Annotated in this window: 15 protein-coding genes; 7 read left to right on the top strand and 8 right to left on the bottom strand. The window is 69.5% G+C overall.

Translation table 11 applies throughout. The features are described from left to right. Nucleotides 1–30: 30 nt before the first annotated feature. From ACIN94_RS25105 to uppS, 3 genes are all read right to left on the bottom strand, one after another. The gene (locus ACIN94_RS25105; protein WP_400710505.1) at nt 31–294 is read right to left on the bottom strand and encodes a hypothetical protein; all 264 of its coding nucleotides are present in this window, start codon (nt 292–294) and stop codon (nt 31–33) included. A 583-nt stretch (nt 295–877) separates the two neighbouring features. Then, entirely contained in the window at nt 878–2,359 is a 1,482-nt protein-coding gene (locus ACIN94_RS25110) for an oxygenase MpaB family protein (protein ID WP_400710508.1), read from the bottom strand. Beyond that, complete coding sequence (uppS, locus tag ACIN94_RS25115; protein WP_400710511.1) at nt 2,359–3,081, bottom strand: polyprenyl diphosphate synthase; 723 nt, start codon at nt 3,079–3,081, stop codon at nt 2,359–2,361. Before uppS ends, ACIN94_RS25110 begins: the two co-directional genes overlap by 1 nt. 504 nt (nt 3,082–3,585) lie before the next feature. Between uppS and ACIN94_RS25120 the strand changes: the two genes are divergently transcribed. Continuing rightward, complete coding sequence (locus ACIN94_RS25120) at nt 3,586–3,954, top strand: antibiotic biosynthesis monooxygenase family protein (RefSeq protein ID WP_400710514.1); 369 nt, start codon at nt 3,586–3,588, stop codon at nt 3,952–3,954. Between the two features lie 59 nt (nt 3,955–4,013). Here ACIN94_RS25120 and ACIN94_RS25125 read toward each other — a convergent pair whose 3' ends face one another. Beyond that, the gene (locus tag ACIN94_RS25125; protein ID WP_400710517.1) at nt 4,014–4,208 is read right to left on the bottom strand and encodes a hypothetical protein; all 195 of its coding nucleotides are present in this window, start codon (nt 4,206–4,208) and stop codon (nt 4,014–4,016) included. 106 nt (nt 4,209–4,314) lie between these two features. Between ACIN94_RS25125 and ACIN94_RS25130 the strand changes: the two genes are divergently transcribed. Then, nucleotides 4,315–5,196: a glycosyltransferase family 2 protein gene (locus tag ACIN94_RS25130; protein WP_400710520.1), complete on the top strand. Its 882-nt coding sequence runs from the start codon at nt 4,315–4,317 to the stop codon at nt 5,194–5,196. Between the two features lie 107 nt (nt 5,197–5,303). Here ACIN94_RS25130 and ACIN94_RS25135 read toward each other — a convergent pair whose 3' ends face one another. The 3 genes from ACIN94_RS25135 to ACIN94_RS25145 all read right to left on the bottom strand — a co-directional run bounded on the left by ACIN94_RS25135 (nt 5,304) and on the right by ACIN94_RS25145 (nt 6,878). Beyond that, complete coding sequence (locus ACIN94_RS25135) at nt 5,304–5,861, bottom strand: GNAT family N-acetyltransferase (RefSeq protein ID WP_400710523.1); 558 nt, start codon at nt 5,859–5,861, stop codon at nt 5,304–5,306. A 130-nt stretch (nt 5,862–5,991) separates the two neighbouring features. Further along, on the bottom strand, nt 5,992–6,534 hold the full coding sequence (locus ACIN94_RS25140; RefSeq protein ID WP_400710526.1) for a DUF488 family protein: 543 nt from the start codon (nt 6,532–6,534) through the stop codon (nt 5,992–5,994). An 11-nt stretch (nt 6,535–6,545) separates the two neighbouring features. Then, entirely contained in the window at nt 6,546–6,878 is a 333-nt protein-coding gene (locus tag ACIN94_RS25145) for a LuxR family transcriptional regulator (RefSeq protein ID WP_400710529.1), read from the bottom strand. Nucleotides 6,879–7,071: 193 nt separating this feature from the next. Between ACIN94_RS25145 and ACIN94_RS25150 the strand changes: the two genes are divergently transcribed. Further along, complete coding sequence (locus tag ACIN94_RS25150; RefSeq protein WP_400710532.1) at nt 7,072–8,535, top strand: glycosyltransferase family 39 protein; 1,464 nt, start codon at nt 7,072–7,074, stop codon at nt 8,533–8,535. Nucleotides 8,536–8,629: 94 nt separating this feature from the next. Here ACIN94_RS25150 and ACIN94_RS25155 read toward each other — a convergent pair whose 3' ends face one another. Beyond that, nucleotides 8,630–9,664, bottom strand: coding sequence for a LacI family DNA-binding transcriptional regulator (locus ACIN94_RS25155; protein ID WP_400710535.1), 1,035 nt, complete (start codon nt 9,662–9,664; stop codon nt 8,630–8,632). A 158-nt stretch (nt 9,665–9,822) separates the two neighbouring features. Here ACIN94_RS25155 and ACIN94_RS25160 point away from each other — a divergent pair, with 158 nt between their 5' ends. From ACIN94_RS25160 to ACIN94_RS25175, 4 genes are all read left to right on the top strand, one after another. Then, nucleotides 9,823–11,460: an ABC transporter substrate-binding protein gene (locus tag ACIN94_RS25160; RefSeq protein ID WP_400710538.1), complete on the top strand. Its 1,638-nt coding sequence runs from the start codon at nt 9,823–9,825 to the stop codon at nt 11,458–11,460. 70 nt (nt 11,461–11,530) lie between these two features. Further along, nucleotides 11,531–12,478 carry an ABC transporter permease gene (locus ACIN94_RS25165; protein ID WP_400710541.1) on the top strand — a complete coding sequence of 316 codons (948 nt, stop codon included), beginning with the start codon at nt 11,531–11,533 and terminating at the stop codon, nt 12,476–12,478. Then, nucleotides 12,475–13,344, top strand: coding sequence for an ABC transporter permease (locus ACIN94_RS25170; protein ID WP_400710544.1), 870 nt, complete (start codon nt 12,475–12,477; stop codon nt 13,342–13,344). Before ACIN94_RS25165 ends, ACIN94_RS25170 begins: the two co-directional genes overlap by 4 nt. Further along, entirely contained in the window at nt 13,341–14,345 is a 1,005-nt protein-coding gene (locus tag ACIN94_RS25175; protein WP_400710547.1) for an ABC transporter ATP-binding protein, read from the top strand. Before ACIN94_RS25170 ends, ACIN94_RS25175 begins: the two co-directional genes overlap by 4 nt. The last annotated feature ends 16 nt before the right edge of the window (nt 14,346–14,361 follow it).

Consider the following 14,361-nt stretch of genomic DNA (forward strand, 5'->3'; position numbering starts at 1 on the left):
CAAGCTCCATTTCCATGCGGAGAGCGGTCCTCAACGGTGCTGAAGTGCTCGCCATGCCGCCTCGGGCGTCAGCGGCATGTCGGTGTGATCGGCATGGAGGGCGTTGCACGCGGTGTTCAGGATGGCGTATGGGATGCCGATAAAACCGGTCTCGATCTCGGCGAGCGGCTTGTCCGGGGCCTCGGCGTCGTCGCCCGAGTTGTATGTGCGTCCGATACGCGAGCGCATCATCGGGGATAACGGACCCTTCCGGTGGCCACGGGCGGCCACAGGGCGATCCATATCAGCGATCACTTACTGAATCATGGTGCCCGTGATCGCCACCATAAGAGCCAGAGATGAGCACGGCGAGCAGAACGGTTAAGAGGGTGATTCGCCCTCGAATCGACCGTGGGTAGATACGATATATCTACTGTTAAGCCCATACCACGAAGCTACGTGAAGCCATCTATCGAGACACCGTGGCCGCGTGAAAGCCTTCCTCAAGAACCTACTGAATGCCTACCATCCTCGACCGCCTTGCACCCGCAGTCGAAGATAAGGACCCGGATCCAGTCAGCCTGGGCAGTTCATGGGGGTCATGGCCTGCATGTGGGCTGCCCGACCTCAACGTGCCCCACGACGATTCCTCTCCAAAGGTCCCCGCCGACAGGGACAGGCGTCTCTGGAACCGGGATCAGCATGGACGACCCGCGCTTCGACCCGCACGCCGCCGAACGGCTCCACGACCTCGCTTTGGAGCTGATCGGATGATGTCGGCGTTCTGATCCGGTCCGGTCAGGCCGCCGGCCGGTGCCCCTCCTATAAGCACCCCCGGCATCTGGCGGTTGACATCGCGGCCCGGAGCGACATCCCGTCCAGCGAGGCCGCGATCCGGTCAGGATTGGGCGAACAACCGGTCGTAGGCGTCTGAGTGCCACCGGCCGGCCATGAAGTTCAGGAACCGGCGGACGAACTCGGCACGGGTCAGTCGCTCGTCACCGTCGTCGGCATCGCCGCCGTCGCCCACGTCGCGATTGAACGCTGTGTGGAAGAGAACCCGGTACTCTCGCGCGTCGATGATCCGGTTGTGGTCCGTATCGGTGACGTCGAACAGGACCTCGGCGACCCTGATGAGGGCGGAGCTGGTCATGGCGGCGGCCGCCGCAGCGTACTCGTGGGCGGAGATGCGTCCGTCGCCGTCGGTGTCCAGGTCTTTCTGCAGCTCTCGCCACCAGTCGGCGAAGGCGGTGAACAGGCGGTCCTCGTCCTGGGTGTCCAGGTCGAGACGGGTGGCGATTTCCCGGGCCATCGCGGCGAGGTCGGGCCAGTCGAGGTAGCCGTTGCCGGTCTGGTCCAGGACCTCGGAGAAGAACCGTGAGGCGGACCGTAGCGTCGAGTCGTCGGTGGCGGCCGTCCTCGGGGCGGGCGTGAGGAGGCGGAGGAGCGCCCCCGCCTTCGCCACGCCGCGGCGCAGCCCTGCCAGCGCGTCGCTGCCCGGTTGAGGAGTGTACGTCGGGTCGAGCATGGCCATGACCGTGTCCAGCCGTGTCCACGCCTCCGGCAGCAATTGCGTCGCGAGCCTTGTGGACAGGTAGGCGGTGTGAGTCAAAGTGCGTGTGCCCGGCAGCTCGGGAAGCCCCAGCCGTACGCGAAACGGCTCGGGCAGCGATGCCACGGTGATCGCGGTGGCCACGGGGCCGATGAGTGCCCTGCCCGCCGCCCACACGGCCGGACGGTCGCGTAGCAGGGGAGGAGCGGGTACCTGCGTGAACAGGCGGTCGAGGATGATGTGGACCGCTTCGGTGTTTTCCAGCCGTTCCTCGATCATGAATTCGTAATAGCGCCAGAACTCCCGCAGCGTGGGCGGAAGCTTCCCTCCGTCGGGGTCCATCAGGGCGAGGAACGCCCGGAACTCGGAGTACAGCCGGTCCAAGGTGGGGCCATCGAGGGACTCGCCACTCAGCCGGCACATCATGACCGTGGACTCGAACAGCGTCGCCACCACCCAGGCGCGCGCCTCGGGATCTGCCGCGTTGAACGGGCGGCCCTCGGCGTCGGTGCCGGTGATGCGCGCGTGCAGGCGGTTGAGCCGGGCCGCTTCCCGCTGTCGCACCCGCTTGTCGGGGTTGACCATTCGCTGTGCGCTGAGCACGGTGTTGTGCAGCCGCCGCCAGGGGTGCGCGACGAAGGTCGAGTTGGTGATCAGCGCCGCGCCGATCTGCGGGTGCGCGGCCTCCAGGACGATGGCTCGGGTTGTCACCAGTCCCCAGCGCGTCTGGTGGGACAACTGGTAGAGCATCGATCCCGGGCCGAGCGGGTCGGCGGGGTCCGCGGGCGTGATGCCGTCGTCGGTCCCAGCGGGTGCGGCGTCGATCATCAAAGTCCCTTTCCTGTCGCGGTCGGTACCTGTACGCCGCCGAACCGGCGGTCCCGCCGTCGGTAGGCGTCCAGGCATTCCCAGAAGTGCTCGGCGCGGAAGTCCGGCCACAGCACGCGGGGGAAGACCCATTCGGCGTAGGCCACCTGCCAGAGCATGAAGTTGGAGATTCGCTGTTCCCCGGAGGTGCGGATGACCAGGTCCACCTCCGGCAGGTCGGGGTGGGGCAGATGACGGGCGAAACTCTCCTCGGTGACCTGCTCGGGCGGCACCCCGTCGCGGATCAGCGACCGGGCGGCCTCGACGATGTCGCGGCGTCCGCCGTGATCGAACGCCACCGTCAACGTCATCCGCCGGTTGTCGCGGGTCAGCACCATCAAGTCAGCGATGTCTCGGGCCAGCGGCAGCGGGATCCGCGGGTCGGTGACCCCCAGGAAGCGGCATCGGATCCCGCGCGTGTGCAGTGCCAGGGCGTGTGTCCGGATGACGCGCCGCACCAACCGCAGCAGGACGTCGACCTCGGCGGCCGGGCGCCGCCAGTTCTCGGTGGAGAAGGCGTACAGGCTCAGCCACTCAACGCCGGCCGTGTGGGCCGCCTCGATGACATCGATCACGGCGGCCTCGGCCGCCTGATGCCCCGCGGTGCGGGGCAGCGACCGCTGTGCGGCCCACCGGCCGTTCCCGTCCATGACGCACGCCACATGATGAGGCAGGCCTCTCACACCGCCCGCCCTAAGGAGGAGGACATCGCCGCTCCCGTCGTCCGCCGAATCCTCAAAAGTGCACAATGGGAACCCACGTCGCACCTACCACAATGACCTGCCGCGCCAACCAATACCCTGTAATCAGTCAACTACACTTTGAAATCGACTGATGTGAGACCTCGGCCGGACACGTGCGAGGAGGCCGGCTCAACCGGCGCGTCCGCTTCGACCCGCCCGCGTTCGAGCTCTGATCCACCTCCGCAACGACTTCGATCCGTAGATATGCCCGGTGGCGGCCGCGGGCGGCGCCGACGACGGAGGCGAGCATCCGCATAGAGGTGAGGGCGACGATCGCGCCGCGTATCCAGATCGTTTCGTTCACCAGCCCGGGATCACTGCGGAGCAGGTAGGCGGCCACAAGAGTGAGCACGCTGGTTGGCACTGCGCACCTTGCTTGGGCCTCGCGATCCGTGCGTGAGATCGTTAGGCGAGTATCAAGCTGTCGAACGCTGGAGTGTCCTCATGACCGACCTGGCCCCAGCCGCGGTGCCGGAGCCGCCCTACTACGCCGTGGTGTTCACCTCGGTGCGCACCACCGGTGACAACGGCTACGGAGAGCGCGCCGCTGAAATGATCAAGCTCGCCGCGGACCAGCCGGGATTTCTCGGCGTCGACTCAGTGCGCGGGCCGGACGGGCTGGGGATCACCGTGTCGTACTGGCGAGATGAGGAATCGATCCAGGCCTGGCGTGATCACATCGCGCATGCCGCGACTCGTGCCGAGGGCCGCGAGCGCTGGTATGAGTCGTTTGCCGTCCATGTGGCCAAGGTCGAACGGGCGTACAGCTTCCAGCGTCAGCCGGGTCAGAGCTCGGCGGCGTCGACCGCGTAGCGTCCTGGCCACCAACAGGTGCGCCGGGCGCACTGGGCCGTCGCTGTCCGGCCAGCCGGTCACGGCACCACGACGAGTCGCTTGCCCCTGAGGACAGTCCGTTGCCAAACGGTCTCGATGTCGCTAAGCGGAACCTTTTCCACCTCGAAGGTGAGCTCACCGGACTGTGCCCACGTCACGATCTGCCCATACACGTCCCCAATTGTCTGCGGGCCGAGGTCCTTGGCCGCGCCGTAGATGTCGACAGGGCTCATGCCGTTTGACCAGGAGAGACACCTCGCAGGCATGTGTGTGACGTGCGGAAGGGGCTCCGTTCACGGCTAGCATCGGCATCTTCGCCGACTACTGGAGTTTGCCGCTATGCCGTTGCCGCGCCTCGGAGTCGTCATCGTGACGATGGGCACTCGCCCGCGGGAGCTGGAGGCTCTGCTCGCCTCGGTGGAGAAGCAGGATGCTCCTGCGGCGAGAGTGGTGCTGATCGGCAACGCGACGCCCCTCACCGACGTAGACGTATCGGCGAACGTCACCAAAGTCCCGCTTGACGAGAACCTGGGCTGCCCGGGAGGCCGCAACGTCGGGCTGAAGGTGCTGCGCGAGGCGGGCGAGGCCGACGTCGTCATCGAGCTGGACGACGACGGCCTGCTCATTGCCGACGACGTGTTCCGCAAGGTCCAGCAGTTGTTCGCGGCGGACCCCAGGCTGGGGATCATCGGGTTCCGGGTCGCTGACGAACATGGGCATACGGAGCGGCGCTGGGTGCCTCGGCTGCGTGCTGACGATCCAATGCGCCGCGGCCTGGTGACCGCGTTCCTCGGTGGCGGACATGCCTTCTCGATGCCCATGCTCAACGAGATCGGCCTGTGGCCGTCGGAGTTCTTCTTCGGGCACGAGGAGTCCGACCTGGCCTGGCGTGCGCTCGACGCGGGGTGGAAGATCCTGTACGAACCCGAGCTCGTCCTCCAGCATCCGAATACGTCGCCGGCCCGGCATGCGGTCTACTACCGGTTCACTGCCCGGAACCGGGTGTGGCTCGCCCGCCGCCGACTCCCTGTTCCCTTGGTCCCGGTCTATCTCGGCATGTGGATCTTCCTCACCATGGCGCGTATCCGGTCCTTGACCGGCCTCAGAGCATGGTGGGGCGGTTTCACCGAGGGTGTGCGGACGCCGTGCGGCCCGCGCAAGCCGATGAAGTGGCGCACGGTGTGGAGGATGACGCGCCTGGGGCGCCCGCCAATCCTCTGAAGGTCATTGCCCAGAGCCCGGCCGTCTGTGCAGGACCGCCGACCCCACCGCGCATCCGCCTGCCCAAGAGCCAACCCGCCATCCGCTCCAAAGGTCTCAACACTCACTCAAAGTTCGCCCATCGAGTGCAGTTGGGCGAACTCGTCAGCGACCATGCCCATCATGACGAGATCTTGGTGCCTGCCGGTGAGAAACACGTGATCTCGGAGGCGACCTTCCTCGACGAATCCGAGCCGACGTTGTAGTGCCAGCGATGCCTCGTTGTGTGCGAAGATCCGCGCTTCGCACTTGTGATAGCGCCGCTCGGCGAACATGAAGCGCAGCAGCAGCACCACGGCTTCTGCCGCGTAGCCTTGTCGCCGATGATCAGCGCCGATCGTGACGCCGTACTCGAACCAGCCCGCACGTGAATCAGCGTGGTGTGAGCCGACAGCACCGACTATTTCCCCCGTGTCGACGGCTTCGATTGCCAGCTGGAAGCAGTCGCCATCGGACTTGGCAGCGGCCTGCTCCTTCGCCCGGGCACGGTAGCCCTCGGCGGACAGGGGTGGGTGCAGCAGGTCTCCCAACCGCTCCTCGTCATCGGCGAAGCGCATTAACGCGGTCCAGTCGTCGGGCTCGATACCGCGGAGGCGTACCCGTTTGCCAGTCCAGAACGATGCCATCCCCTATTTGATCATGCTGCAGCGCGCGAGGTCCAGACTTTCGCCGACCCCTGAGACAGCCTGTGACCTGGCACTTCAAGGTTGCCAAACATGCCAGCTTGGGCCTGGACGTCTTCCGGCATTTCAGAATTCAGGTGACGTCGTAGATGAGGAGGCCATCGTCACGGAGGCGGGCACCGGTTGTCGGTTGATGTTCGGTGAGCCGCCCGTCGTGCGCCAGGTGAAGCACGGGGGTGTGGCGGGCGAGGACGGCGTAGTCGGCGATGATCCGCCGATGGCAGCGCCACCATACGGTCTCACCGCACATGATCGCGGTGCGTGTGGCTGCGCTCTGGCGCAGCAGGTCGTCCATGGCCGCCAGGAACTCCGGCTGCCGGGTGTATCCGGCGTATCCCCGGAAGGAGGTATTGCGCCAGAAGGTGTCGGGCGAGTCCGGCGCCGCCCTGCGGAAGCCGCCGAGGCGCTTCTCCCACCGGTACGCGATCCCTTGGGCCGGCATCCACTCACACAGCACGTCCCTGCCCACGTCCGGGACGTGCCGGCTGCCGGGAGCGCTCCGGACATCGACCACGGCTTCCACACCGGCGCCATGGAGCAGAGCGGTCAACCGCTCACGGGTCGCGGTGCCGTGCCCGAAGGTGAGCAGTGCGGAGCAGGCCTGCCGCGGGGACATGTGATGGGCTGTCAGGCAGGCTTGGCGACGGATAGGAGAAACCCGGTATCTTCCAGCGCCTCCACGCTGTGACGCGCCTGCGGTATGACGAGCAGGTCACCGGTGCGTCCCTCCCAGAAGGTGCCGCCGCTGTGCAAACGCAGCCGTCCACGTAGGACGAGCAGTGTCGCCTCGCCGGGACTGTCGTGTTCGGCGAGAACGGCGCCCGCGGTCAGGGCGAGGAGGGTCTGGCGGAGAACGTGTTCGTGTCCGCCATAGACGGTCTCGGCACTGCGCCCGGTGGAGGCGGCTGCGGCGCGTTCGAGGTGCTCACGGACCAGGGCGTCCAGCGAGAGTTTCTTCATGGTCATCAGTGTGCCACCGGGTGACGGTCTGTTCCGGTTTCCATGCGACCACGGTCGGTAGCGGATGCCGATGCCGGAAAGGCCCCTCGGGCCTTTCCGGGGAACGGCCGGATGATCGCCCGGCGACCCGGCGCTCAGACCGATGACAGCGCGACCCTGGCGCCGGCGGCGCGGGAGGGCAGATGATGATCGAGTGCCAGAGACCCCCCTCTCCGCCCGGCGACCCGTCGCCGCGATCGCACTCGTCACGTCCGCCGTCCTGCTGGCCGTCAGCCCCGGCTACGGCTACCACCGGGACGAGCTGTACTTCCGGATGCTGGGCGAGCAGCCGGCCCTTGGATACTTCGACACCCCGCCGCTGACTCCGCTGATCGCGCGGGCCTCGGTCGGCCTGTTCGGCGACACCGTGGTCGCCCTGCGCGTCGTCCCCGCCCTGATCGCGGCGGCCGTGGTCGTTCTGGCCGCCCTCCTGGCCCGGGAGCTCGGCGGCGGCCGGGGCGCCCAGATCCTGGCCGCGGCGGGCGTCGCCACCACGACCCAGGTCCTGATCGCCGGCCACGCCCTGCTGACCTTCAGCGTCGACCTGCCGCTCTGGGTCGCGGCGATCCTGTTCGCCGTGCGGGCACTGCGGGGCGATGGGCGCTGGTGGCTCGCGCTGGGCGCCGTCGCGGGTGTCGCGACCTACAACCGGCAGCTCATCGTGCTCCTCCTGGTCAGCGTGGGTGCCGGCGTGCTGGCGGTGGGCCCGCGCGAGGTGCTGCGGGACCGCAGGCTCTGGCTGGGCGCGCTGCTGGCCCTGGTGATCGCCGCGCCCAACCTGTTCTACCAGGTGACCCACGACTGGCCGCAGCTACAGATGGCCGGGGCGCTGGAGGACCGGAACGGCAACGACAACCGCCTCATGTTCGTGCCGCTGCAGATCCTGCTGCTCGGCCCGCCGCAGGCGGTCATCCAGGTGGCCGGCGCCGTACGGCTGTGGCGGGAATCCCGCCTGCGCTGCCTGGTCGTGGCCTACCCGGTGGCCTGCGCGCTGACGCTCTACTCCGGCGGGCGCGCCGACTACGTCGCGGGCCTGCTCGTGCTGCTCTTCGCGGCGGGCTGCGGTCCGGCCGTCCGGTGGATGTCCACCACGGGGCGGCGCACGCTGCTCACCGGCTTCCTGGTGCTCAACACGGCCGTCTCCGTCGTCGTCGCGCTCCCGGTGATCCCATCCACCGCACTGGAGGGCACCCCGGTCGCCGCGATGAACGGGGTGGCGCGCGATTCGGTCGGCTGGCCGGAGTTCGCCGCCCAGGTCGCCGCCGTGGTCGGCGGCCTGCCGCCGCAGGACCGCGCGCAGGCCGTACTGCTCACCGACAACTACGGCGAGGCCGGCGTGCTGGACCGCTACGCCGGGGAGTACGGCCTGCCCAAGGTCTACAGCGGCCACAACGAGCTCTACTGGCGCGGGCCGCCGCCCCCGTCCGCCAGTGTCGCCGTGATCGTGACCGCCGCCGCGGAGCACGCCGCCAGGCTGTTCACCACGTGCGACGTGCGCGGCCGGATCGACAACGGCGCCGGCCTGTCCAACGAGGAGCAGCACCTGCCCATCCTCGTCTGCCGCGACCCGCTGCGCCCCTGGGATCAGTTCTGGCCCGACGTGCGGCACTACGACTGACGCCCCGACCCGCACACCCCCGCGTGCCGGGGCCGTGCGGAGCCGGGATGTCAGCTCCCACCGGCCGAGACCCGGATAGCGCGGAGCCGGGATGTCAGCTCTCGCCGGTCGAGGCCCGGATGTGCAGATACGCCGGGAGAACGACGGGCCCCGCTGCCGTCTCGCCGTTGAGACGGGCGATGAGCAGCTCGACGGCGGCCTTGCCCGACGCCTCGGGGGCGAGATCGAGGGCGGTGATCGCGGGTACGGCCAGGCGGGTCTGCTCGGCGTCCGAGCCGGCCGCGACGAGCAGGTCCCCCGGCACGGCCAGGCCAAGCCGCTGAGCCTCGGCGAGGAGTCCCGCCGCGTGGCGGCCGGTCTGGCAGTAGATCGCGTCGGGCCGTTGCCGCTCTCCCCCCAGCAGCCGCCGGGCGGCGTCGCGTCCACCCTCCTCACCCGCCGATTCCGGCACGCGCAGCACCCGCGCCGGCGCGCGGTGGCGGCGCGTCCACGCGCGGTAGGCCCTCTCGGCGTCGACGTTCCACGCGTTGTCGTCCGTACCGGCCAGGAAGGCGACGCGCCGGGCGCCGCGTGAGCGCAGCAGGTCGAGCACGCGCTCGGTCTCGTGCGCGTCGTCGGGGCCGACCCAGTCGGTGAACTCCGGCCGTCCGGGGTCGCGGCCCACGGTGACGACCGGTACGGCGGCGTCGATGAGCCGGGTGAGGACGGGATCGTCGCGCGTCGGGTCGCCAATGACGTAGCCGTCCACCCCGTGGGCGGACTGGGGGATGTCCGGGCGCGTCAGGTCCGGCACGAGCATCAGCCCGAGGCCGTGGTCGAGCGCGGTCACCGCTGCCGCCCCGGCGAACCGTACGAAGTAGTCGACGCCCTCGGGGATGTAGGACCCGATGGCGTCGAGGGGGCGCATGTCCAGGCCGAGGACGCCGGTGCGCCCGCGGCGGAGACCGCGTGCCATGGGGTGGGCGCGGTAGGCCAGCCGGTCGGCGACGGCGAGGACCCGTTGCCGCGTGGCCTCCGACGCGGTCCCCTTGCCGTTCAGTGCGTGGGACACCGTCGTGACGGAGACGCCGGCCTCGCGGGCGACGTCTCTGATCGTTGCGCGTGAGGCGGGGGGCACCTGCTCCGACATGGGTCAAGAGTAGGACACAAAACCTTTTACTAAAAGGTTTTGTCCTGTACGGTCCCTTTCCAAAACGTTTTGTGTTGTGGCACCGCCGCCGATCGCTGCGAGGGCCACTCACCCAGGGGCCCCTTCGGGCCCGATCCCCTCAGTGTTCGGAGAATGAGATGCGTATACGTGCGACGGCGGCTCTCGCCCTCTCGCTCGCCCTGGGGCTCTCCGCATGTGGCGGCGGCAACGGCCCGGCCGCCCCGGTGGCCGACGGGCACAGGCTCAACGACCTGCTGGTCACCACCTCCGCCGCGAAGGGCGAGCTCGACAAGGCCACATGGAACCTGCCCTTCGGCGAGCCCGCGTCGCTCGACCCGATCAAGGCGTTCAACTACCCGGAGAACACGGTCGTCGCGAACCTGTGCGAGGGCCTGATGCGGCTGGACCCCGACTACTCGGTCACGCCGAACCTGGCGGAGAAGGTCGAGAGCACCGACCAGAAGACCTGGGTGTACACGCTGCGCGAGGGCGTGCGGTTCTGGGACGGCAAGCCGATGACCGTCGACGACGTGCTGTTCAGCCTCCGCCGCCACCTCGACTCCGCCGAGGGCAGCTACTGGTCGTCGGACCAGATCACCGGCAACGTCGACTCCATCGACAAGACCGGCGACCGGGAGATCACGATCCGGCTGAAGAAGCCGGACGCCACGCTCAACTCCTACATGGCCACGCCCATCGGCGTGGTCGTCGAGCGCGCGCAGCGGGAACAGGCCGGTAGCAAGTACGGCACGCCCGAGGGCGCGGTCATGTGCACCGGTCCCTTCAAGCTCGCGTCGTGGGAGAAGGGCTCCAAGATCTCGCTGGAGCGTAACGACGACTACTGGGACACCCAGCGCCGGGCGAAGACCAAGCAGCTCGACCTGCAGTTCATCGTCGACCCCGGCGCGATCGCGAGCGCGCTCGACACCGGTGCCATCGACGGTTCCTACGACGTTCCCGTCGGCGCGGTCGACCAGCTGTCCGCCTCGCAGAACGGCAAGCTGTACCTCGGCAAGTCGCTGCAGCTGGTCGCCGTCATCAGCACCGGCAACGGCGCCCTCGGCGACCCGGCGGTACGGCGGGCGCTGACGCTCGCGACGGACCGGAAGGCGATCGCGCAGACCGTGTTCGCCGGGACCGCCCAGGCGTCCCGCTCACTGGTGCCCAACGGCGGGTGGACCTACGGCGACGACGTGTTCGGGCCGGCGCACGACGCCCTGCCGGACACGGAGAAGAACATCGAGGAGGCCAAGAAGCTCCTCGCCGGAAAGGACGCCGGCAGCGCGCCGATCACGATCGCCTACCCCAGCGAGCGCCAGTTCTACGCCGACATCCTGTCGGAGATGTCCAACGCCGCCCGCGAGCTCGGCCTCACCATCCAGCCCAAGGGCATCCCGAGCGCGCAGTACGGCGCCTTCTTCTCCGACCCGAAGGCACGCGCCGGTTACGACGGGTTCATGACGACGAACTACATGGACATCCCCGACCCGCTCGCCTTCCTGCGCACGATCGCCGCCAAGGGCGGATCGCAGAACTTCAACGGCTACGACGACCCGAAGGTGCAGAGCCTCATCGAGCAGGCCGCCTCCACTACCGACGAAACGGCACGGGCCAAGCTCGTCGCCGAGCTCCAGACGGAGGTCGTGGAGCAGACGCCCTGGCTCCCGATCGCCGAACCGGCCGTCCGGCTGTTCCTCAACAAGCGTGTGACCGGAGTCCCGGCCTCGTTCGTCTACCTCTACTACCCCTGGGCCGCCGGCCTCGGTGCGGCGTGACCTCGATCGTCGGGGGACCGGGGCGCGGCGACGCGCCCCGGTCCCCGGGATCTTCGGGAAGGGAGACCTCATGCCGGGCTTCGTGATCCGCCGGCTCGGCGCGCTGGCCGCCACGCTCCTCGTTTCGAGCTTCCTCGTCTACGGGGCGGTGTACGTCGCGCCGGGCACACCCGAGAGCTTCCTCGTCCAGGGCCGGACCGTCAGCCCTGAGGTCCTCGCGTCCATCCGCGCGCAGTACGGTCTGGACGACCCGTTCCTGGTCCGCTACTGGCACTGGCTGAGCGGCGTGTTCACCGGCGACCTCGGCGAGTCCCTCACGACCCGCCAGGACGTCGCGTCGCTGCTGGCGTCCCGGATCCCGACGACCCTTTGGCTCACGGGGTACGCCGCCGTGCTCATCGTGGTGTTCGGCATCCTCGCCGGCGTGCTCGCCGGGCTGCGCGGCGGTGCCTTCGACACCGCCGTGCTGCTCGGTTCCAGCGTGGGGTTCGCGATCCCCACCTTCTTCGCGGCCGTCCTGCTCATGAGCGTCTTCTCCGTGACGCTGGGCTGGTTCCCGGTCTTCGGGGCCGGTTCCGGATTCTCCGGCCGCATGCTGCACCTGACGCTGCCGGCGGTGGCGCTCGCGCTGCCGGCGGTCGCGGTAGTCGCCCGGATCACGCGCACCGCGGTGGTGGAGGAGCGCGACGCGGAGCACGTGTCCGTCGCGCTGGCGCGCGGCGTCCCCTGGCGGGTGGTGGCGCGCCGGCACATCGTCCGCAACGCGATGCTGCCCGTGACGACGATCGTCGGGGTGAACATCGCCGCCCTCGTCGCCGGTGCGGCGGTTGTCGAGCACGCCTTCACCCTCGACGGGGTCGGGGCGATGCTCATCAACGCCGTGCAGCAGCAGGACTTCGCCGTCGTGCAGGCCGTCGCCCTCGTGCTGGTCGCGGTGTTCGGAGTGGTCAACCTCGTGATCGACGTCCTCTACGCGGTGATCGACCCGCGCGTCCAGTTCGGAGGTGAGAGCGCGTGAGCGCCGGAACCCTCGCACAGCCCGTACGGCGACGCCGGCTCGGCGGCGACCTGGTGGAACGGCTCGGTCCCCTCGGCGTCGTCGCCGCCGTGGTCGCCGGGCTGCTCGCCCTGGCCGCCCTGCTCGCGCCGCTGCTCGCACCGTACGACCCGACCGTCGGCAGCATCGTCCAGCGCTACCAGGCCCCCAGTGCCGAGCACCTGCTCGGCACCGATCAGTCGGGGCGGGACCTGCTGTCACGGCTGCTGTACGGCGCGCGGACCAGCCTGGCCGGGGCGGCCGTCGTCGTGCTGCTCGCCGGCGCCGGCGGCACCGTGCTGGCGCTCGTCGCCACCTGGTTCGGCGGGCGCGTCGACGCGTTCGTCGGCCGCGTGCTCGACCTGCTGTTCGCCTTCCCGAACCTGCTGCTGGCGATCCTCGTCGTCGCCGTGTTCGGCACGGGACTCGGGCAGGTCACGGTCGCGCTCGCGCTGGCCTACGTGCCCTACACCGCCCGCGTGCTGCGCAGCGTCGCCCTGCGGGAACGGCGGCTCGCCTACGTCCAGTCAGCCGAGTTGCAGGGGCTGTCCGGGATGACGGTGAGCGGACGGCACCTCCTGCCCAACATCGCGCCGCAGATCCTCACCGGGGCCGCCATCAACTTCGGTTACGCGATGATCGACCTGGCCGCGCTGTCGTTCCTCGGTCTCGGCGTCCAACCGCCGACCGCCGACTGGGGACTGATGGTCTCGCAGGGCAAGGACTCCCTGCTCCAGGGCTACCCGCAGCAGAGCCTGCTCGCGGGCACCTGCATCGTCGTCGCGGTCGCCGCGTTCAGCGTGATCGGGGAGCGGCTCGGCGGCCGCAGGGCTGGAGGCCGGGCATGACGGACGTTCTCGAACTCGACGACATCCGCCTCGCCCTGCCGCACCGCGGCGGGGACCGGACGCTGCTGCGCGGCGTCTCGCTGTCCGTCGCCCCCGGCGAGGCACTCGGCCTGGTCGGCGAGTCCGGCTCGGGCAAGTCGATGACGTTGCGCACCGTGCTGCGCACCGAACCGCGGGGAGCCCGCGTCACGGGCCGGGTGACACTCGACGGCCAGGACGTGCGGGGGCTCGGCGCCTCGGCGCTCCGCCGGCTCCGCGCCGACACGCTGGCGATGATCAGCCAGAATCCCCGGGCCGCGCTGAACCCGGTGCTGCGCGTCTCGCAGTTCCTCGTCGAGGGGCTCTGCGACGCGCGCGGGGAGAGCAGGGAGGTGGCCACCCGCCGGGCGCGGGACCTGCTCGCGCAGGTCGGGATCGCCGACGTCGACCGCTGCATGGACTCCTACCCCCACCAGCTGTCCGGCGGCATGCTGCAGCGGGTCGTCATCGCCGCCGCCGTGGCGGGCTCGCCACGGCTGCTGCTCGCCGACGAGCCCACCACGGCGCTCGACGTGACGACCCAGTCGGAGGTCATGGCGATCCTCGACGAGCAGCGCCGCGAGCGCGGGATGGCGATGCTCTTCGTCACCCACGACCTCGAACTGGCCTCGGCGGTATGCGACCGGATCGCCGTGCTGTACGCCGGGGAGATCGTCGAGATCGCGACCCCCGACCAGCTGCACTCCGCACCGCGTCATCCGTACACCCGCCTGCTGCTCGACTCCCGGCCCAGCCTCACCGCTAGGACCCCGGTTCTTCCCGTCATCCCGGGACGGCCCGTGGCCGCGTACGAGGTGGGGGACGGCTGCGCCTTCGCGGCCCGCTGTCCCTGGTCGGCGCCGCAGTGCGCGGACGGGGAGGTCACCCTCGCCCACCACGCCGACCGGGCCGTGCGCTGCCGCCGCAGCGACGACCTGGCCGGGGAGCTGGCCCACGCGACGGACCCGGAGGCGACGGCGTGAACGGCACGGGCCGGAA

Source organism: Streptosporangium sp. NPDC087985 (assembly GCF_044741965.1).
In the GTDB taxonomy this organism is placed as follows: domain Bacteria; phylum Actinomycetota; class Actinomycetes; order Streptosporangiales; family Streptosporangiaceae; genus Streptosporangium.